18 protein-coding genes are annotated in these 19,539 nt (G+C 50.3%); 8 read left to right on the top strand and 10 right to left on the bottom strand.

The annotated features are described in order from the left end of the window. Positions 1-121 precede the first annotated feature (121 nt). From Mal48_RS01375 to Mal48_RS01365, 3 genes are all read left to right on the top strand, one after another. Positions 122-844 (top strand): glycosyltransferase family 2 protein, encoded by a 723-nt coding sequence (locus tag Mal48_RS01375; protein ID WP_145205586.1) that lies wholly within the window; start codon positions 122-124, stop codon positions 842-844. 150 nt (positions 845-994) lie between these two features. Next, positions 995-1,459, top strand: coding sequence for a hypothetical protein (locus Mal48_RS01370; protein WP_145195384.1), 465 nt, complete (start codon positions 995-997; stop codon positions 1,457-1,459). Positions 1,460-1,830: 371 nt separating this feature from the next. Beyond that, the gene (locus Mal48_RS01365) at positions 1,831-2,739 is read left to right on the top strand and encodes a DUF1559 domain-containing protein (RefSeq protein WP_145195382.1); all 909 of its coding nucleotides are present in this window, start codon (positions 1,831-1,833) and stop codon (positions 2,737-2,739) included. 243 nt (positions 2,740-2,982) lie between these two features. Here the strand turns inward: Mal48_RS01365 and rsmD are convergent, their stop codons facing one another. The 3 genes from rsmD to Mal48_RS01350 form a co-directional block, all read right to left on the bottom strand. Then, entirely contained in the window at positions 2,983-3,606 is a 624-nt protein-coding gene (gene rsmD, locus Mal48_RS01360; protein WP_145195380.1) for a 16S rRNA (guanine(966)-N(2))-methyltransferase RsmD, read from the bottom strand. A gap of 63 nt (positions 3,607-3,669) precedes the next feature. Next, positions 3,670-4,254: an FHA domain-containing protein gene (locus Mal48_RS01355; RefSeq protein ID WP_145195378.1), complete on the bottom strand. Its 585-nt coding sequence runs from the start codon at positions 4,252-4,254 to the stop codon at positions 3,670-3,672. Between the two features lie 47 nt (positions 4,255-4,301). Next, positions 4,302-4,859, bottom strand: a complete 558-nt coding sequence (locus tag Mal48_RS01350; protein WP_145195376.1) for a response regulator transcription factor — start codon at positions 4,857-4,859, stop codon at positions 4,302-4,304. 447 nt (positions 4,860-5,306) lie between these two features. Here Mal48_RS01350 and Mal48_RS01345 point away from each other — a divergent pair, with 447 nt between their 5' ends. Further along, a complete protein-coding gene (locus tag Mal48_RS01345) occupies positions 5,307-5,765 on the top strand; it encodes a hypothetical protein (protein WP_145195374.1) in 459 nt (152 codons plus the stop codon). Between the two features lie 271 nt (positions 5,766-6,036). After that, a complete protein-coding gene (locus Mal48_RS01340; protein WP_197441947.1) occupies positions 6,037-6,687 on the top strand; it encodes a PEP-CTERM sorting domain-containing protein in 651 nt (216 codons plus the stop codon). A 420-nt stretch (positions 6,688-7,107) separates the two neighbouring features. On the opposite strand, the gene Mal48_RS01335 is transcribed toward Mal48_RS01340, so the two are convergent. Further along, positions 7,108-8,859, bottom strand: a complete 1,752-nt coding sequence (locus Mal48_RS01335; protein WP_145195370.1) for an RDD family protein — start codon at positions 8,857-8,859, stop codon at positions 7,108-7,110. Between the two features lie 446 nt (positions 8,860-9,305). On the opposite strand from Mal48_RS01335, the gene Mal48_RS01330 reads away from it, so the two are divergent. Next, the gene (locus tag Mal48_RS01330) at positions 9,306-10,547 is read left to right on the top strand and encodes a hypothetical protein (RefSeq protein ID WP_145195368.1); all 1,242 of its coding nucleotides are present in this window, start codon (positions 9,306-9,308) and stop codon (positions 10,545-10,547) included. A 447-nt stretch (positions 10,548-10,994) separates the two neighbouring features. Here Mal48_RS01330 and Mal48_RS01325 read toward each other — a convergent pair whose 3' ends face one another. Both Mal48_RS01325 and ruvC read right to left on the bottom strand, forming a co-directional pair. After that, positions 10,995-11,342, bottom strand: coding sequence for a hypothetical protein (locus tag Mal48_RS01325; RefSeq protein ID WP_145195366.1), 348 nt, complete (start codon positions 11,340-11,342; stop codon positions 10,995-10,997). A gap of 62 nt (positions 11,343-11,404) precedes the next feature. Continuing rightward, positions 11,405-12,046, bottom strand: coding sequence for a crossover junction endodeoxyribonuclease RuvC (ruvC, locus tag Mal48_RS01320; RefSeq protein WP_231739836.1), 642 nt, complete (start codon positions 12,044-12,046; stop codon positions 11,405-11,407). A 1,158-nt stretch (positions 12,047-13,204) separates the two neighbouring features. Here ruvC and Mal48_RS01315 point away from each other — a divergent pair. Beyond that, entirely contained in the window at positions 13,205-14,521 is a 1,317-nt protein-coding gene (locus tag Mal48_RS01315) for a DEAD/DEAH box helicase (RefSeq protein WP_145195364.1), read from the top strand. A gap of 696 nt (positions 14,522-15,217) precedes the next feature. Further along, positions 15,218-15,415, top strand: coding sequence for a cold-shock protein (locus Mal48_RS01310; RefSeq protein ID WP_145195362.1), 198 nt, complete (start codon positions 15,218-15,220; stop codon positions 15,413-15,415). Between the two features lie 421 nt (positions 15,416-15,836). On the opposite strand, the gene Mal48_RS01305 is transcribed toward Mal48_RS01310, so the two are convergent. The 4 genes from Mal48_RS01305 to trpC form a co-directional block, all read right to left on the bottom strand. After that, on the bottom strand, positions 15,837-16,895 hold the full coding sequence (locus tag Mal48_RS01305) for a 3-oxoacyl-ACP synthase III family protein (protein WP_231739835.1): 1,059 nt from the start codon (positions 16,893-16,895) through the stop codon (positions 15,837-15,839). Positions 16,896-17,265: 370 nt separating this feature from the next. Beyond that, positions 17,266-17,895 (bottom strand): type III secretion system chaperone, encoded by a 630-nt coding sequence (locus Mal48_RS01300; RefSeq protein ID WP_145195358.1) that lies wholly within the window; start codon positions 17,893-17,895, stop codon positions 17,266-17,268. Positions 17,896-17,973: 78 nt separating this feature from the next. Then, entirely contained in the window at positions 17,974-18,591 is a 618-nt protein-coding gene (locus Mal48_RS01295) for a phosphoesterase (protein ID WP_145195356.1), read from the bottom strand. Continuing rightward, on the bottom strand, positions 18,591-19,397 hold the full coding sequence (trpC, locus tag Mal48_RS01290) for an indole-3-glycerol phosphate synthase TrpC (RefSeq protein ID WP_145195354.1): 807 nt from the start codon (positions 19,395-19,397) through the stop codon (positions 18,591-18,593). The genes Mal48_RS01295 and trpC overlap by 1 nt, the downstream gene beginning before the upstream one ends. Positions 19,398-19,539 lie beyond the last annotated feature (142 nt).

The raw sequence follows: 19,539 nt of genomic DNA, 5'->3' as shown, positions 1-19,539 counted from the left end.
ACGAATCTGGTTTTAAGCCAGAGCAGCCAATGCATTCTCGAGGAATACTGTGAGCGAGGCGATTACAGAATCTGAAGCTGCGAATCTCCGAGATGCCAGTTCGCATCGTGTGATCGCTGTCATGCCGGCTTATAATGCAGAAGCGACACTGGAACGGACAGTCGCTGACATCTCCAAAAGTCTCGTTGACGAAATTATCCTCGTCGACGATTGCAGCAGCGACAACACAGTCGAGCTTGCGAAGAGCTTAGGGCTGACGGTCATTGCTCACGAACACAATCTAGGATACGGCGGGAATCAGAAGTCCTGCTACACTCGAGCTTTGGAGAATGGCGCGGATTATATCGTGATGATCCATCCCGATTATCAATACGATGCGCGAATGATTGGAGCTGCAGTCGAGGTGATGAAGCTGAAGATCTGTGATGTCGTTCTGGGATCGAGAATTCGAACCCGACGCGAAGCGATCGACGGAGGAATGCCTGCGTGGAAATATGTCGCCAACCGCTGTTTAACGCTCACTGAAAATATCGCCTTGGGACAGAACCTCGGAGATTTTCACAGCGGCTTCCGGGCATATCGTCGAGAAGTACTGGAGACGATTCCGTGGAGGAACAACACGAACGATTTTGCCTTTGACAGTCAATTTCTGGCACAGGCTGTCCACTTCGGCTTCAAGTTGGGAGATATTCCTGTCCCAGTCCGTTATTTCGACGAAGCATCAAGCATCAACTTCCGGCGATGCGTAAAATATGGATGCACCACGCTCTGGGTTTTGCTACAATTCTGGTTGCAAAAATTAAAGTTGGCTCGATTTCGAATTTTTGAAAAAACTTCCAACTGAAGTTGAACTTAACGCATAATTCATAATCTCCCCCTACTCTTCGTTGTCATAATGACGAATACTATGTAGCGGCTGTGTACTGAACGATCAGCACACGACTTCTCTGTTGACGACCACACATTCAGATAATGTGAGAACGAATCAAGCACCATGCGGCGATTCCACACACAATTGGGAAAAGTGCTAGCCATTGCGTCATTCGCAATGCTGCTAGCGACCCAATGGTTGCACTCGCCTCTGCTCCATGTTGTTGAATCACTTGAGTCACACGCCCAGACGGAGCATGCCGAAGCTCATCAAGAGCATGGCCACTCTCACCACCACTCTAAGACACAAGCAGATCAGCAAGCCCATTCACATGGGTGCTGTCATTCGCATGGGCACGCTCATCCTGCAGCTGCTGACGGGAAACCGACCTGTCCACATCCTCATCCGCACCCGGCTGAGGATTGCCACATTTGTAGCTTTCTCACAGAACGTGCCAGCACTCTTTCGTGCGACATCGAAATCTCTGGCACCGAATCAGTCGAATTTGCGATTGATGCTGTCGCGATCTTCTTCTCTGCTCCGTCGCAATACCGAGCATTCGTTCGCGGACCACCTGTTCTTTCGTAGTCCCGTCGCCGCTCTCGCTGTTCTCAATTTGCATGCGCAAATTGCTTGGTGACGTCAAGGAGTACGATTCAACATCACACCAAGGCTGTATCGGTGCGCATGTTGGATATGAAAGAGCCGTTGGAAGGTTTCTATCAACAAGTGAATCATGATCCATCTGTGATCGATTCTCTTTTCTGAATCCATTCCAACTCTCAATAGTCTCCTATGCACGGGACAAAGCCCACAATCCTAATTCGCCTGCGCCAGTTCTCTGTCCGGGCGCGTGGGTGTGCATGTATCGAATCATCATAATTTTTCTGATCGCAGAATTTCTGCCATCAACGACATCTTCATATACGTACCTTTATTTATTGACTTTGGAGTTTCTTATGTCTGCCCGACGCAAAAAGGGTTTTACGCTCATCGAACTACTCGTAGTGATTGCAATCATTGCGATCTTAGTGGCGTTGCTGCTGCCTGCGGTCCAGCAAGCCCGTGAAGCGGCTCGCCGATCCAGTTGCAAGAACAACATGAAGCAAATTGGCCTCGCCTTGCATAATTACCATGATGTCCACGGATGCTTCCCGTCCGGGTGGATTGGTGTTCAAAACGGAATGGCCAACCCAGAAGGAGAAAGTGGCTTCGGTTGGGGAACGATGTTGCTTCCATTCCTGGACCAGGCTCCTCTTTACAATCAATTTAATTTCTCTTTTCCAATGGACGCTGCACCAAATCGCCAGTTTCTCAACAGCTCCCTCTCAACGTACCAATGTCCGAGCGATCCGAAACCGGATGTCTTCACAATCCAGGACAGGAATGGGGCCGACATTGAATTAGCGACGTTTAACTACCCGGCTGTGTTTGGAACAGTTGAACTCCATGGTTGTGAAAATGCTCCGGGGACTGCACCGGTCACTTCGTCCGGACAATGCGTCAGTGACGGTGCTTTCTTCCACAACAGCAAAATCAGGTTTCGCGACTTCACTGATGGATCGAGTTCAACAATCATTGTTGGAGAGAGAACAACATTCACGGACACGACGACTGGTGAAAAATTCTACGGCACCTGGTCAGGAGCTCTCCCTGAAGTTGAAGAAGAAATAGCTCGCATGGTTGGTCATGCGGAACATCCCCCGAACTTTCATCACCACCCTGAAGACTTCGGAAGTTCTCACGTTGGGGGAGCTCAGTTCGTTCTGGGTGATGGTCATGTTGTTTTCATCAGCGAGAACATTGACGAAGGCGTTTTTCAATCGCTGGCAACTCGCAGCGGTGGAGAAGTCATCAGCGACTTCTAGAGCAGTTTGCTCTACCGTGTGCCCGTGAAGAACGCGTTTCTCTAGAAAAAATGCTGTTCGCCACGAGGCAAATTCTGCAAACCGGTTCGAAATTGTTCTAAAGTCAATTAACGATTTGTCCGCAGTAATATTCCTGCATTTTGAGTGGTCGATGGTCTCCCCCGGTGGTGACTCACCGGGGGAGATATCGACACGGAAGACCAATTCAAAAGATGCTTCAAGAAGAGTACGCGTTACGAAGAGTTACGGCGTCTCCGATGGCGGCTCTGTTTCAGCCGCTGTGCCGGACATCTTTTCGCAGATGTGGATTGTCATCCCGGACATGGTCATTGACCAGTTGACCGCCCACTCTTCGGGGAGTTCGAATTCAGCACGCTTGGGAACCCGTAAGATCAGCGTGGCGTTTTCGGCTGTTGATTCTTCTTTGGCTAGCCGCTTTAAGGAGGTCCACAATGGTTTCCCGGGGATGATGTCTCGGACCATTTGATATGGCGGATCGAAGAAGACCACTTCCCAGGGAACGAAGTCCGCAATACGGTCCCCCTTGGGACGGTAAGAACAGCGAAGGACGTCCGCTGGCCAGACGAGAACGTCCTCTTTGCAGTCAAGTGTGGCAACGTTTTCCTTGAGCAGTTGGAGGGCTTTGCGATCCTTCTCGATGAAGGTCACGCTCGTTGCTCCTCGCGAAAGAGCCTCGAGACCAATCGTCCCGGTCCCCGCGAAGATGTCGGCAACCCGTTTTCCATCGACACGTTGATGAATGTTCTCAAACAGGGCTTCCTTCACCCGATCCGTAATCGGCCTGGTGGTCAATCCCGGGTTCGTTTGCAGCTTTCGTCTTCGATATTTCCCAGCAATAATTCGCATTACGTTTCCATACTCAGCATATTCAACAGAGGAGTTCGTTGTGGAGATCTCGGACCGGATGAATCAATCCTGTTCGAGTCCTTCGAAGTGCCGCCTGATAATGTCTTTGGCTTCCTCTGCGACCGATGCAAAAGTCGGGCGACGTATTTTCGGAGCCGTATCTTCAACGCTTGGGGCATCGCGTGGAGGAGGTACGGAAGGGGTATCATAAGTCGCAGTGTCCGACTCAATGCGAGTCCCCAATTCACTATCTGACAGCCAAGATGCGATGTCATCATCCGAAAGGGGTTCTGCAATTTGTAACGGCGACTTCACAGTAATTTTGACTTCAACACTGCTTGAATCTTCTGAACCACCTCGCAAACGCAACACCATCGGACCGACAGCCAGCGTCCCTCCGGGCTGAAGCACCACTTCCCCATCGATCGGGCGTCCGTTAACAAACGTTCCATTGCGGCTTTCAAGATCTCTGACGAGAACCGAATCGTCGCGAACGATCAACAAACAGTGATGACGGCTGACGTCTTCCGAACTGATGCGAATTTTGGCGTCCCCGGAACGACCAATGATCGTCTCCGAATCCGTCAGCCGAATCTTTCGACCTTTATGACGTCCGGTCTGAATTTCGAGGAGAGGTAATTTATCCATCAGTGAATTCAACTTGGCTTGAGCAACATCAACAACGTGTTTCGTGATTAATCGTGAAGCGGAACAACTGCTGGCTGGCCACAGCGAGGACAATTCAAGGTTCGCCCTCGGTGCGACGCCTTCACCTTCAAACGTTTCCCGCACTCTCCACAATTAAACCGGACTTTCTCACCCGTGTCAGGTCGAGTTCCTAAATGTCGTTGCTTCCAAACATCTTCGGCGATGATATGAATTTGAGCAAGCAGCTCTTCCGGATCGTACGGCTTGGTCATATATCCATCCGCTCCGACTCGTGAGGCGAGTGAGCGGGCGTCATCCATATCAATGGCGGTCAGCATCATAACGGGAATGAACGGATTCTCTTTTTTCATCCGTTCGCAGACTTCGAAACCGGACACCTCATTCGGCAGAATCACATCGAGAATCACGAAATCCGGCAGATGCATTGAAAAGGCGACATGTGCTTGCCCCGAGTCTTTTGCAATTTCGACCGTATATTTATTTTCGTTGAGAAATGCCTTCAGAAACTCCGCCTCGTCCTTGTCGTCTTCGACAACAAGAATGCGGTGGACCATCTCTTCGACGGGGGTCATTCCACTACTCATCTGGATTCCACCTCGACCTTAGTCAAGTGAATATCACCTAAGAGCACAGCAGGTTCCTCAAACATAGTGTTCATGAGCATTGTCAATCCAACCGGTATGGTATCTTGCGAGGACATGCAAACACAACTTACATCTGGATTCAAAACGCCCCAAACCTTGGGAGTGCTCCTCTCAATGTCCTTGCGACTTCTGATGGGACAGGTCAAAATTTCCTTGGTATCGCAGACCCAGGTTCAAGCAGCCAGCTTCCCCTTATTAACTGAAAGGTCTGGAGAACGCATTAAAAAAATCATAACTCAGGGCATCTTTAGTGCTTATTGCGTTTGTAAAGTTCACTTTCACGGCTTGCGTTTTCACAACTTGATAGATGACTCGCCACGAGGCTGGCTCTGATTACCAGTTCGAAAATCATGATTTCGCCAACTCAAACCTCACCGAGAGAGAAACATGACAACTCCTCAATTTGACGTCGCAGCAGCTCACCGCTGGTTTGCGATTGAATGCAACAACGGTAGCTGGGATCTCGTTGAGGCAGAGTCCCGAACAGAGACACAAATCGAGGAAATGTTGCATTTGGCTCATGCTGCAAGATTTCACTGGCAGCACGCTGGCACAGAGCTGAATCTTTTGAAAGCAGACCTGTTGCTGGCTACGGCGTATTGCATCGCCAAACGTCCAGAAAACGGACTCGTCTACGCCTCACACGCAAGAGCGCACTTGAATTCCATCAAGGATGCAAACCCTTTCGACCACGCCTGCCTCGCAGGTGCGAGTGCCCTTGCACATCAGCTTGCCGGGCAAGAGCAGCAAGCAGCCCAAGCGAGAAACGAGTTCAAACAGCGACTGGAAGAAATCGACGACTCATCCGAAAAAGAGTTGCTCCTGCAACTCTATCCAGTGCCCTAGTTTTATAATGAACGCCTCTGGCTAGACTAAGCGTGACAAAATCAAAAACACAAACGATTCACCGCTTCCTCCCTCAAGCATCATGGGATTACACTTTATGAACCTGCTGGAGCGTATTGGCGAGGCGTGAAATCTCCCTTTTTTCTAATTTTTTGCAACATTGTCTATTGCTTCCCCTTGCATGGCAATGCTAGCGTCACACATCAGACGCTACCGATGTTGGATCGTTAGCGGGCCAAACTTTCCAATAAAACAACACGGGAGAAGCGTGATGATACGGGCAATTCAACGGGCAGCGGCGTGCGTGGCAGTGCTGATCGCGACAGCGGGGCAGGTGCAGGCGGGAATAATCAATTCTGCAGACGTGATCATAGGCGGCAACTCTTTCTCGACATTCACAGATGACTCCACATCGCTCGTATGGCTCGATCTCGACAATTTCTGGGACGTGACTAGTACATACAATTCCATCGACAGCTTACTCGCAGGGTCTGGCTTTCATCTTGCAACGCTTCCTGAGTTGAATATCCTTCAAGCTTCAATTCCCGCAGTTCCAGCCAACTTTTCTAGTGAAGTCGTAATTCTCGGCGGCAATTACGTTGGGAATCCCCATCCGGGCACTGACAGGGAGCTAATCTGGGGGATTTATAACGACGGAAACTCTTTAGACGGGATCTCCTATTCGTGGAAATACGATGGTTATACAAATTGGAATTTTGCTACGAACGCACTTTCGGCTAATCAATCCCTTCGTTCTGCAAATAGCAATAACCAAGACCTTGGAGCGTGGGTAGTAGCAGATTCTGTTTCTGCCGTCCCCGAACCCTCGTCGCTCGCATTGTTCGGAATCGGTGCGTGTGTTGCTGGAATCGGTGCCACCCGTCGTCGCCGATGCGAAAAGCAGCAAGAGGCGACGGCCTAAGCTGACAGAAAAAAAGGGCAACCAAAGCGGGCGACCATCATGGTCGTCCGTTTTTCGTTGGTGCAGTTGAAAACTTCGGCAGCACGGGACGCACCTGCGGCTTTGCCGGCTTCACGGCCTGCGTGATGGGCTTGCGTTGGGGCGATTTCTTCGGTTTAGGCTGCGTCAACTTCGACAGACCTTCCACGGCCCTGTCGTCGTTGAGCCACAACCCTTACCGCATCGCCAGCCATTCTTGAAACGTCATCATCTTCATGACTGTATTAACACCAGTCGGTCACAAAAACGGACTTGGCCAGCCCGCCCTGTCCAAATTGGAAGATCATTTTGGAAACAGTGACGCGGAAGGTGGCGCTGGCCCGTTGATGCTCCTTAAGCAATCTTTCAACTGGCAATAAAGATCGACGATTCCCGGCTGATCTATCGATCCCCTTTCCAGACGACTTTGGTTTTCGTAGCCATGTCGTGCAGAGCTTGTTTCTTGGGGGGGATGGCTGCGAAAAGGAATGGGATGCCCGCCAAATTATCCGAGACATTCCGGAGGAACCACTTCATTGTCGCTTGCTTCATCGTTAATTGCTTGTTGTCTTCTGTAATCACAATCAAACCAAAAGCATCCTTTCCGAGTGTCGTGCGAATCTCAGAGGCTTCCTGAACAACCCAGTACATCCAATTGCTATAGATTAGCCACAACACAAACATCCCTGGAAACGCGACCTTCGCAAAGATAAATGAAAGCACAAGGAAACCGGTAAAGACCCAGGCGACCTTAGAGAGTTTGGCATTCGAACTGACTAAAAACACCGCGAGAGGTGCACATAAGTTGTCAATAATATGCCCCAGGTAGCGGACCCAGAATGTGGCGATTTCGTACTCACGTTTCTGGTCAACCAGCCCCAGCGTTGAGCTGTGGTAGTACCCAAACAGCCCGCACGCTTTCATTACGAAAATGGCAGGGAAGGCTGAGAGATAGCCGATCGGAGCGATGACAATAAACGCCGCTGCGATGTTAAGCATCGCCCGGATAATTGTGAACATTCCCCCTTCCGGGTCTGGATTCATACCAACAATGTTCAGGAACCAGGTTGTAATCCCTGCGGTAATCCCGTTAACGACACCGCTTCCGAAGGGGTTCATCGATTCGAACCCACCATCTCCCTTGATCACCAGCAGGATCGGGACAGCCACCAGCAACGCGGGAATGAGGGCTACAAAGGCGACGAGGTGCATGTAGATAATCCCGACCAAATTTTGGAAGAGAATCTGCAAGAGCTCCCAGAGAATCCAGCCTTTATAAGTGTATCTCGCGGTCATGTGGACCATGGCCATCGGCAGCAAAAAGAGTGCAAACCCTAACAGCCCGCCACCGACGATCAGAAAGGCTGGATTGCTCAGATCACCGGAAAACAACAAGCTATAGACAACCCCTCCAGCGAGTATCACAGGCGCTCCGGGGATCAGAATCAGCGGCCAGAAGAACGCACGAACCCCAGCTGCAATAGAAGTAAACAGATCAAACTGAATTCGATCGGACTGAAATTTATCGTTGCGTCGGGTCGAGTCAACAATTTTCAATGTCAGATACCACATCAAGCCTGGCACTGAGAGACCGCAAAGCAAAGACAACATAATCCAGAAGACTTTGGGTGGCATTTGCTCCTGGACATAAACAAACCCCATGTAGCCGCACATGAGGGCTAATGTTGTAAAGAACGTGAAGCCGGTTCCCACCCGGACCGCCATTCTTGGTTCACTGAGCACGAACTTCCACGATTCCGGAAATGCCGCAGCGAAAAACTTGGAAGGGTCAGGACCTTTGCGGGACCGCTTTTTCTTTTCACGACGATCCATCTGCCCGGTTTCGAGGTTCATCCCGCAACTCTGGCAAATCACGTCATCTTCATCGATGTCCTTCGCACAGTAAGGGCAGATCTGCTCGTCTTTGTCTTCCAGATCATAATCATCAAGATTCCCCAAACCGAACGGGTCATCTGCAGCCGCCGACTTGACTGGCTTCTTCTTTCTTCGTTGTTGCTGAGGAGATGCTCCGCCACTCCCGCCACTCGGAACCTTTATTTTGTTGCTGCACTTAGGGCATTTGATTGTTTTGCCGAGAGCTTTCTCGGGAACATTCAATGTCGCTTCACAACTTTTGCAACGGATCTTCGGCATCAATTCGCTCCAGCATTGGCTTTCGGAACAGCAAAAACAAACGAAAACAACAGGTTGAATTGCTTCAATGGCGCTCGTCGACAAGCCAACATCGAATCAAAAGTCCGTTCCGCAAGTCCAGTCAATCTAGCAACTTCCCGACAAAATGCACATTTCGATTCACCAATATCAGGAGTTCTCTTCCCTCGAAAGGTCCGGTTATGCCGCTCACGGACCGCTCAGCAACGACTCACCCCCTCCCTGCTCTTGCCAGTCGAGACATTCGGAGAACCGATCTTGACTCTCTGCTCCACTCTCCAAGAGACTAGAGCATCTTTCGAATTGGCTTGCAGGATTTGCCTCGTGGCGAACAGCATACTCACTGGAGAGATGCATTCTTCACGGGCACACGATAGAGCAAACTGCTCTGTCAGCCACTGGATATTTTCACGTCAGGGAGTGACGAAATGAATAGTCGGACGAGGCAATTTCGCCTGATGACCTTCTCTGTACTCTGCTGCCTTTCGGCTTTCTCGCAGGCTCAGGAAGCGGTGCAGCCTCAAGTTCCCGGACAAATCCAGCCCCTCAACACGAATCAAACCCCGGGATCCCCTCGCCTGGACTTCACCGATGGAGTGATTGTGCTGGAAGACGGTCGTGTCTTCTCTGGACGTATCAGCAACGTCGCTGGGGGATACCGAATCGACAACAACGGAACCTATGGAATCGTGCCGTTTGGCAAAGTCTACGTCACTGCCCGAACACTCAACGAAGCATATATCGCACTGAGAGATCGGACACCCAACCCCAAAACCGATGACCACCTCGTCCTCGCTGAGTGGTGCCTCACAAACGACTTGGTCGGTCAGGCGAGAACAGAAGTTTCCAAAGCTCTTAAACTGGAACCGCTTCGCCCTGAGTCGCGAGCGCTGATGGTGAAAATCGAAGAGAAATTGAATCCGGTCAAAAAGCAGGTTCAACTCCCATCCGGGCCAGCCATGACGATGGATGGATTCCTACGCCCCCGAGAGCGAACATCTGCAGGGCTAAGCCGAGAGACTCACCAGAAATACATCCGACACATCCAACCACTGATTCACAACAAATGCGGAAACGCCTACTGCCACGGACAGGCTGCCAAAAATGAATTTCACCTGGAAGCTATTCGCCAAGGTTCATTGGGGAATCGACTTCAAAGCCAAAGCAACCTCGAGAATGTGTTGCAACAAATTGATTTGAAGTCCCCCGAAAGAAGCCCCTTTTTAACAAAGGCTATCGCGGTCGACACGCATCACCAAAGAATCTTTCTCGGACCACATGGGAATGATCAGCATCAAGTCTTGAAAGATTGGGTGACAAGCGTCGCTCGCGACCTCACCGGTTCTTCCAAGTCCAACACAATCGCAAACGCTGAAGAACCTGGCTCACAACAAGAAGTGATCCAACAGGCAAGCGCAGAGATGGACTCACAAGAGTCCACCGCAACAGAGCCCACCGCAACCCAGACAACGACAACGACTCCTCGGCGAGAAAGCATCCGCCTGCAAGATCTCCTCAATCAAAGCCAGCCCGACCCGTTCGACCCAGACGTCTTCAACCGGAGAGTCCACGGCGGAACCGCAAAAGAACTCCGCGAAGGCAAAACCAGCGAACAACCGAAGCCGAACTCACAAACCACAAGTCAAACACTCCCAATCATCACCCCCTAAACATCTTCGATGTTTTTCGTGCCCGTGAAGACCATGTTCAATACTTCGCAGACTCTTCGCCACGAGGCGGAACGTCAGAACAATGCCGAAACAGGCCTGAGACATCTTCAATGCTTTTCGTGCCCGTGAAGACCGCGTTCAATACTTCGCAGACTCTTCGCCACGAGGCGGAACGTCAGAACAATGCCGAAACAGGCCTGAGACATCTTCAATGCTTTTCGTGCCCGTGAAGACCGCGTTCAATACTTCGCAGACTCTTCGCCACGAGGCGGAACGTCAGAACAATGCCGAAACAGGCCTGAGACATCTTCGATGTTTTTCGTGCCCGCGAAGACCGCGTTCAATACTTCGCAGACTCTTCGCCACGAGGCGGAACGTCGCAGTGTTTTCAAAAGCTGCTCGAGCCTGTTCGTTAAGACAGACATCTTTTCGGGGGCACCAATGTTTTTAAGAACCGAGTAGCTGATCGAGACCTCGAGAGATTTGTCCGCGGCTTAAGACAAAGTCGAACCCCGCTTCTTGGGCGGCTCCGAGCTTCGCAGTATGAACATGCGGTCCAAAGCCAACCAATTTACCGGTCGTTGCAGACCTGAGTGCTTCCAGGTCTAGCTTCTCTGTTTCCAAGTCAATAATGACCCATTGGATTTCGTGTTGAGACAGAGCCTGAGTGAGCGTGATCTGTCCGAGGCAAGTTTGGGGAACCAACCCCGCTCGCTGAACAGCTCCATTTAGTTGGCTGGAGAACATCAGGTCTTTGCAGAGAATTAAAACGTTCGGTGCAGGGCGATCAGACATTTCGTCTTCGATAAAGGGTTAGAAGCATGCCAGGTTGATGAAGTAGCGTGCACATCAAATATTCAAATCACAGGACAGGGTTGCGATTCGTTCAAATTCACTCTTGCACTGTAGTAATGGCAAAGAGCAATTGCACTCGCATCAGCGACATCGTTCGGCTCCAAGACTCTTTTGAGTTTCAATTCTCGCTGAACTGCCAACTGCACCTGCTCCTTTGAGGCGGTCCCGGTTCCTGTCAGCAATTTCTTGATTTGTCGAGGAGTATAATGGACCAAAGGGATTCCAGTTTCCGCAACAGCGAAGAGGATCGCCCCACGCGCATGTGCCATTAAGACAGCAGTCTTCGGGTTGCGAGTCATCGAAAAGACTTGCTCAATCGCAATGGCTCCCGGTGAAAACTCCGCCAGCACCTCGCGAATTCCCGAACCAATTTCGTGAACACGTTCTGCAAGCGTTTTCGATTTCGTCGATGAGATGACTCCTCCTTCGAGCAAAATCGGACGCTGTCTTGAACGGCGAACCAGCGCATAGCCAGTCCGATTCAACCCGGGGTCAATCCCCAAGTACAAAGAAGATTGTGGACCAGCGAACGCATTTCCGAGAGCCATTCCCATCGAGGAGTCCTGGCACAAATTCTGAGAATTCTTTGGCTGTTGATCATCCTGAATCACAGCTGTCTCCTCTTTATGTCGCGGATTGGTCATATCAGACTTTCGCAAATCCGGGCAGGTCTGTCGAGGTTGACTTGAATACATTTGTTCAGGCTGCACATCCCGAAAAGAAATCACGGATTGAAATCTCCGTTGGAAAACGAATTCAACATCGAGCTAAGCAGTCCGGATCGTGCCCTGCTCAACCTGAACTTCACGAAATAAGAAAAGATTTCAGAATCACCTTCAAGTCCCTGCTGAGTGTAGCAATTCAATTCTCGCAGCTGCCCACCGCCGACCGCCCAACGAAAAACTTGCTCAAAAAGAAACAGGTGACCAATGGACCTGTGAGCCTTCTCCCCCCACTCAAAAACCTACCATGACGGTAAATCGAGAAGTTCCGATATTGACTGTGAACGGAAAAAAGGCTCCACATCCTCATATTTCTTAAAATTGTGGGTTGGCGAATGCCTATCCCATAGATATACTCCCTTCTGTTCAAGGAAATTTTCCTGGGACAAATCGGTCGGAGAAAAGCGAGTAACGGTTTCAGTGAAATGAAAACGTTGTTCCGGCCGAACGGGTACTTTTGATCTAAGAGCTGGAACCTCCTGTCATCCCGTTGTTGTGTGTCGGTCTTTTTTCCGCACATCCTGCTGCCAACTATCGGTTGTGTTAACCGCTCTGGGAAGCCGCCAGCGTCATCAAATGATGCAATGAATTCTGTGAATTTCTTGTTTGTCCAGAATTCCCCGGAACGCGGCGTTTGCCACTTGGTGTTGTCAATTTTATTGACGCATCTTCGCAAGTCTCCGACGAATTGGTCTGTCAACTGTCGATAACCAACTCCATCGAAGTGCTTCATGCGATGCAAAACGCAAAATACTGTGTTCCGCCATTTGAAACTTTAGCCTGGTTTCGGCCCCTCGTGTTGCTCTCTTTGAATCAACAGTGTGAGAAATCAGCCTGACGTTCTGGATGACCCACGTGGACAATGTCTGCCAAGACCTTGTGCCAAAATTGTTGATTGAAAATCAGTACGGATTACTTCAAATCAAAACGTCGATTTCAAACAGCAGCACGATAAAACCAATCAGCAGCGACGTTGCTGAAGGACTGATCCGAAAAACTGACTCTGGCCTGTCAAAACACTGGCGGAACCACACATTTCAGAAATTTTCTGATTGGCACCAAACCACCTAAGGAATTCAATTGAAGACGTTTGCGGAACTGAATCTCATTGCTCCATTGCAACGTGCACTGGCAGATGAAAACTACGAAACACCAACCCCCATTCAAGCGCAAACCATCCCGGTTGCTCTTGAAGGACGAGACGTTCTCGGCTCTGCCCAGACAGGAACAGGGAAAACGGCAGCCTTTTCACTGCCAATCCTGAACCAACTCGGTCGCACAAATCGAAAAGCTGTTTCGAAACGACCACACGCTTTAATCCTCGCCCCCACACGTGAACTCGCTGTCCAAATCGGCGATAGCATTGCGACTTATGGTCGTCACCTGCGATTGCGACACGTCCTCGTTTACGGAGGAGTCTCTCAACGCGACCAGGTCCGGAAGCTCAAACGTGGAGCTCATATCCTGATCGCAACACCAGGTCGCCTGCTCGACCTGATGAACCAGGGACACATTGAACTGAACCAACTTGAATGCTTCGTTCTGGATGAAGCGGATCGCATGCTGGACATGGGATTCCTGCCAGACTTAAAGCGAATCATCCGAGAGCTTCCTGAAAAGCGACAGTCACTGTTCTTCTCAGCAACGCTCCCCCCCAAGATCATCGAACTCTCGCAAAGCCTGCTTGTTGAACCGGCCACTGTCGACGTGACTCCAGAAAAGACAAACGTCGAAAAAATCGCGCAACGAGTCCTCCACATGGACCGTGGTCGAAAGCAGAACATGCTGCAGACGATCCTCAATGGTGACGATGTCGAACAAGCTCTTGTCTTCACAAAGACAAAGCGAACCGCTGACATGGTAACTGAACGGTTGCAAGACCGTGACGTGAAAGCGACATCAATCCATGGAAACAAATCACAGAACGCTCGCCAACGTGCACTGAACGCCTTCAAAAGGAAGCACGTCAAAGTCTTGGTTGCAACCGATGTCGCAGCCCGGGGAATCGACGTCGACGGCATCACTCATGTCATCAACTACGATATCCCGCTCGAAGCGGAAGCCTATGTCCACCGAATTGGACGGACCGGACGCGCTGGAGCAGATGGAATTGCAATTTCATTCTGCAGCAGCGAAGAACGTCGCCTGCTACACGTCATCGAGCAATTCATTGGCCAGAAAGTTCCAGTCGATCCAGAGTTTCCCGCACCTCAACGACGAGAACGCCAAGGTGGCTCTCCGTCACGTCGACGCGGAAAATCTTCATCTAACAACCGGCCAGCAAAACGCCGATCGGCAGACTCCGCAGCGACGCCGGACGGAAAACCAAAAAGAAAATACCACTCAAAGAAAAAACCATTCAAGAAGGGTCCGAAGGCAAAACACACACCTTCTTAACTGAATCGATTGGCGGTTCAACCTTCCACTAGATACAATAAAGAATCAGAAATCGCCTGAATTCACCCAACGAATAACACATGGAATCGCAACTTTGCATCCAAGGTTCCAACAATGCCTTGGAGTCTCTGTTCAAACTGAAATGCCATGTCACCGTAGCCTTTGAGGCACTCGCGAGTGCCTCACTCAATGCGAGTCACGTGACTTTCAGACAGAGATCAACTAGAAGTATCAGTCGTGGTTCATAGGTTTGTGAATTCAACTGAATCCCGTTTAAATGGAGAGACCTCATCGCAAAAAATCAGAACACATTCGCCAAGCGTCAACGAGAAGCGGAGAAACGCGCTAAAGCAGAAGCCAAGCGTGCTCGCCGCATGGAGAGAAAAGAAGCTGGAGGACTTGTTATTCCTCCGGAGCCTCCAGACGCCGAAGCGGATCCGTCTGATGAATCTGAGTCCGTTTGAGACGGTTCGTCAACACGTTCAATCACTCCCAGCAGACTTGCTCTGCAAATACTTGCTATCCGCCAAAAGTGAAATGTGAATCATAATCGCAAATCACAGGCACAAGCCAAAACACTGACGCATTTTGCAAAGTGTACAAAGAAGATTTTACGACAACCTTTGCAGTCAAGACTACGTGAGTGTTTCACGAACAGATGACAGCACACCATTTTGAGAGTACTGGAAGAGAGTTATGGCAGAAGGAACAATTAAGCGAATCACCTCAAAAGGATTTGGCTTTATTGAAGATGGAACTGGAAAAGACATGTTCTTCCACAGTTCAGCACTAGAAGGGGTTAGCTACGACGACCTCCGCGAAGGTCAACGCGTTGAGTACAACGTCGGACAAGGCCCAAAAGGACCACGTGCAGAGAACGTTCGCGTGATCTGAACCTGATCCCGCTGTGACGTGAAACAGAAACGCCGAAAGCCCCAAAGCTTTCGGCGTTTTTTTCGTGCCATCAGAGAACTTCAAACAAGCCCCAGACCTACAAGAAATCAAAACGCCCCACTTCTCAAACTGACCTCCCTTTCCCGGCCCCGAAGGAAGCCATTCAGGAAGTCGCGAAGCTATCCTCACGAAGAGACGTGAACGAACACTGAAAAATGCGATAATGCAAGCCCAAGACAGTCTTTGGGTCCCGCTTCACTGGCAGCCCCTTAAAAAAACAAGAGCACCGAAGCGATCTTCATCGGCATGTAGAGAACACGTCTTTCCAGAGAAATTGCTGTTCGCCTCTAAGCAGAATGCGAGGGTCAATTCAAAAAACACGATACAGCGAAGCAGAGACGGAGATGAAAAGCCCGCAAGCTTACCAGCGGAAGACGCCCGTTCCCCATGTCAATCCACCGCCAAATCCGCACATCAGAATGGCGTCGCCCCGATGGATCTTTCCTTCCTGGAAAGCTTCATCCAGTGCGATTGGAATGGACCCGCCGGATGTGTTGCCATAGCGATCCAGATTCACAAACAGCTTCTCCTGAGGAATCCCAAGCTGATCAGCTGCCGCATTGATAATCCGAACGTTGGCCTGATGCAGAACAAATTGCGAGATATCGTGGACACTCATCCCGCTTTTCTCCAGAACGAGCTCAATTGTGTCCGCCAGCATGCGGACTGCCCACTTAAACACGCTGCGACCATCCATACGGAGATACTGCTCTCCTGCAACAATCGCTTCTGGAGTAATTGGCGTATGTGTCCCGCCAGCTGGTCGGTCCAATAACGGGCCACCTGAGCCGTCTGAGCCGAGTTGATAGCAAACCAGCCCCTGATGTGGTGTTCCCCGTGTGACGAGCACAGCCCCTGCTCCATCACCGAAGAGAGGGTACGTCCGTTGATCTTTCGGATTCACGATACGGCTGTTCAGATCCCCTCCGACTGCGAGGGCGTATTTTGCATTCCCAGTGGCAACGAACTGCGATGCCGTCACCAGTGCGTACATGAAGCCAGCACAGGCGGCCGCAGTGTCAAACGCGGGACAATCGAGCCCCAGCTTATCTTGCACCAGGCAGGCCGTCGAAGGGCAGTGATAATCAGGCGTAAATGTCCCACAAACAAGGAGATCTATCTGTTGTGGATCAACGCCGGAAGAGCGGATCGCCTTACGGGAGGCCTCGACACACATGTCGCTCGTGGCCATTTCAGGCGGGCAATGGCGTCGTTCACGAATCCCGGTCCGCTGCACAATCCAATTCGGATCGCAGCCGTATTCCTGATCGAGCTGCTCGTTAGTAACGACCATCTCAGGGACATACGACCCACATCCAGCTATCTGGATTCCAAGTAACGAACTAGTACGGCGAGTGAACAATGTTCTTGCAGCACCGGGCGTGGTTTTTGTCGGATTCTCGTCGGTAATTGTCGACACGCCCTTCACTCCTTTTTGACGAACGAAAGACAGATCTTTCAATCGTTCGCTTCACGTTCCCTCGCAAATTAAAAAATGAGAGTGAACAAAATTGGTAAGTTGTGAGCTAAAAAACTCGAATTCTAGTATCTGTGGTCATCAGCATAAACATTTCTGGCCCTGAGAACCAGTGTGATTCTTCGAAGCGAATCAAGTTCAAAACATAAGAAAACATTCGGTGTTCAACAAGGTGAGCCGCAACTCCATCGAGAGAGCTTCCTGAACCAGGAAACCCTGCCGATGAAGTCGCGGCTGCAACCCGGGTATCGCCCCCGGAATCGTGGTGTTCAGCAGCCGTTTCTAATCGGCCCAAACTACGCTGAACGCACTTTTACTTACGTATTGGCTGCTCGAACTTCGATTCGTTCACAGCAGATTGAGTCGCACCTGTTGAGGCAGGTTGCGTACTCCGACCAGTCGGAGCTGCTGGAATTCCTGTTGGATTCCAGTTAGAAACCGACCAGATTGGATAAGTTTGCACAACGCTTGCTCCCAAGTCCTGCAAGCTTACCCGAAGCTTCGCCGAGGTCAATTCTTCGTTTGGAATTGTTCGCTGTAAAACAAAACGACGCGTGGCTGGGATATATGAGAAGAATTTCCCGCCCCCAAGCTCGTCATTCTGGGCCAACAGGCGAAGAAGGGCTGTTTTGGGAACTTCTGCCGAGACTGTAGGAAGCGGATCCAGCCAGGCCATCAGCCACACACCTGACCCATCCTTACTCAAAATCGCAGACATCGAGAGTTCCCACTCTTCGTCATTGACAACCGTCTGGAATGCGAAATCGTACCGCGAGACCTTCTTCTCGGGCTCAAGCCCCAAAGCAGAGATGAGCTCCCCAAGCTGATCTTCTGTCACCCCGACAGCAGCCTGATCTTGAGCAGATGCCTGCTGAACACTCACTGTGGATGTCCCCACACTCGCCAGAACCCCGGCGACCAGCAAACTTTTAATGACCTTCACGACAGAGACTCCTTTGTCTGCATCCGACTCGCTTGAGCGACTCGATATGAGGCCAGGAGGCTATTCGTATCCGAGTCGCTATGAATTATTTTCGTCCTTGAGGAATTCGAGACAGATTTGTGACCAAGTCTCAAAATCCTCTGAAGACTTAGCCAGTTGTGCCGGTTTTTCGAATCCTGTCTGTATGATCGACTTTTCACGTGGTCGAACTTTTGCCGCTTCCAGGTCAAAGATGTGAACAATCCCAAGATGGACCTTTCCAACCTCGTTTTCATCATCATTAATCAGAGCTACACATTTTTGCGTAAACCCTGATTCCATATAGACTTCCTCTTCGATTTCACGCTGCATTGCAACGTGATAAACATGGCTTCCAGAATTTTGATCTTCTGCAGAAATATGTCCGCCGATTCCAATCGAGCGTTTCGCGTGTAGCCGCCCTTCGCCAGATTCAGAGCCGCGCGTGTAATAAAAGATCTCCCCCGCATGACGGAAGATGCAGTAGGGAATGAGTTGCTTGAAGCTTGGGTCTTCCTCAACTTCGTTTCTGGGGCGATAACTGACGTGCTTTGGATCGAAGAGCCTCTCCAGGTACGGCTTGATTTCCGTGGTATAGCCTTGGAAATGCCCTATTTCGTGAAATAGTGACGTCGGGACCACTAGCACATGTTCGACAGTTGTTGATTCAGTCGTCATCAGTCTTCCTTTTCAGAAGTCGAGGATGCTCCAAGAATGTCACGGACCCGCGAGCCGATGTCTTCAGAACGCATCAGGGATTCGCCAACCAGAATCGCATGCGCCCCACCGCCCTGAAGCCGCAAAACATCTGCTCGTGTGTGGATTCCACTTTCTCCGACTAAGAGAATATGGTCCGGGATCTGTTTTCGAAGCGAGATCGTATGATTCAGGTCAGTTTCGAATGTTTGTAAATTGCGATTATTCACACCGACCAGAGGAGGATTCAGCTGAAGTACACGCTCGACATTCGCAGGCTCATAAACCTCAACGAGCGCCTCCATTTGAAGGTCAACCGCGAGAGTGTAAAGCTCGAGCAACTCACGATCATCGAGGCACTCAGCGATGAGTAGAATCGCATCGGCCCCTGCTGCGCGTGCTTCGTAGACCTGATATGGGTCCAGAATAAAGTCTTTACGCAAAACAGGGATTCCTGCTTGCTTGCGAACCTCTTCAAGGTAATCGAGCGAACCTTGAAAGAAGTGCTCGTCTGTCAAAACGCTAATGCAGGCTGCTCCATTCTGCTCGTAGATCCTCGCAATTTCGACTGGATCAAAGTCTTCACGAATCAAACCCGCTGACGGAGATGCCCGCTTAACTTCTGCGATCAAACCCATTGGGTGATGCAACTTCAAGGCCTCAGTGAATGAGCGAACCTGAGGAGCATCGACAATTTCTGCCTGAATGTCGGCGACAGATCGTCGAAGCTTGGCGGCAGCGATTTCACCCCGTTTGTACTCAACAATTTTATCCAGAACGTTTGCCACGTCGTCAGCTTTCCGTAGAAAGAAATGATCTCGAAAAAGTAATCTTACGATTTATTCAGGCGAAAGTTTCCAAACGAGAGGTTCATCACCACTGGAGTACCGAAACAAAGAAGCCAGAAATAAAAAGTGGCCAAATTGAGTT

The organism is Thalassoglobus polymorphus, assembly GCF_007744255.1.
Classification (GTDB): Bacteria; Planctomycetota; Planctomycetia; order Planctomycetales; family Planctomycetaceae; genus Thalassoglobus; species Thalassoglobus polymorphus.
The sequence above is the reverse complement of the archived record's forward strand: the minus strand, read 5'-3'. Positions and strand labels throughout refer to the sequence as shown.

Excerpts from the sequence above, each read along its gene's own strand:
- Mal48_RS01355 (WP_145195378.1), bottom strand. The coding sequence starts at position 4,254 with ATGGATAAATTACCTCTCCTCGAAATTCAGACCGGACGTCATAAAGGT.
- ruvC (WP_231739836.1), bottom strand. The coding sequence starts at position 12,046 with ATGACCAATCCGCGACATAAAGAGGAGACAGCTGTGATTCAGGATGAT.
- Mal48_RS01340 (WP_197441947.1), top strand. The coding sequence starts at position 6,037 with ATGATACGGGCAATTCAACGGGCAGCGGCGTGCGTGGCAGTGCTGATC.
- Mal48_RS01345 (WP_145195374.1), top strand. The coding sequence starts at position 5,307 with ATGACAACTCCTCAATTTGACGTCGCAGCAGCTCACCGCTGGTTTGCG.
- Mal48_RS01325 (WP_145195366.1), bottom strand. The coding sequence starts at position 11,342 with ATGTCTGATCGCCCTGCACCGAACGTTTTAATTCTCTGCAAAGACCTG.
- Mal48_RS01310 (WP_145195362.1), top strand. The coding sequence starts at position 15,218 with ATGGCAGAAGGAACAATTAAGCGAATCACCTCAAAAGGATTTGGCTTT.
- Mal48_RS01295 (WP_145195356.1), bottom strand. The coding sequence starts at position 18,591 with ATGACGACTGAATCAACAACTGTCGAACATGTGCTAGTGGTCCCGACG.
- Mal48_RS01375 (WP_145205586.1), top strand. The coding sequence starts at position 122 with ATGCCGGCTTATAATGCAGAAGCGACACTGGAACGGACAGTCGCTGAC.
- Mal48_RS01330 (WP_145195368.1), top strand. The coding sequence starts at position 9,306 with ATGAATAGTCGGACGAGGCAATTTCGCCTGATGACCTTCTCTGTACTC.
- rsmD (WP_145195380.1), bottom strand. The coding sequence starts at position 3,606 with ATGCGAATTATTGCTGGGAAATATCGAAGACGAAAGCTGCAAACGAAC.
- Mal48_RS01365 (WP_145195382.1), top strand. The coding sequence starts at position 1,831 with ATGTCTGCCCGACGCAAAAAGGGTTTTACGCTCATCGAACTACTCGTA.
- Mal48_RS01370 (WP_145195384.1), top strand. The coding sequence starts at position 995 with ATGCGGCGATTCCACACACAATTGGGAAAAGTGCTAGCCATTGCGTCA.
- Mal48_RS01350 (WP_145195376.1), bottom strand. The coding sequence starts at position 4,859 with ATGAGTAGTGGAATGACCCCCGTCGAAGAGATGGTCCACCGCATTCTT.
- Mal48_RS01335 (WP_145195370.1), bottom strand. The coding sequence starts at position 8,859 with ATGCCGAAGATCCGTTGCAAAAGTTGTGAAGCGACATTGAATGTTCCC.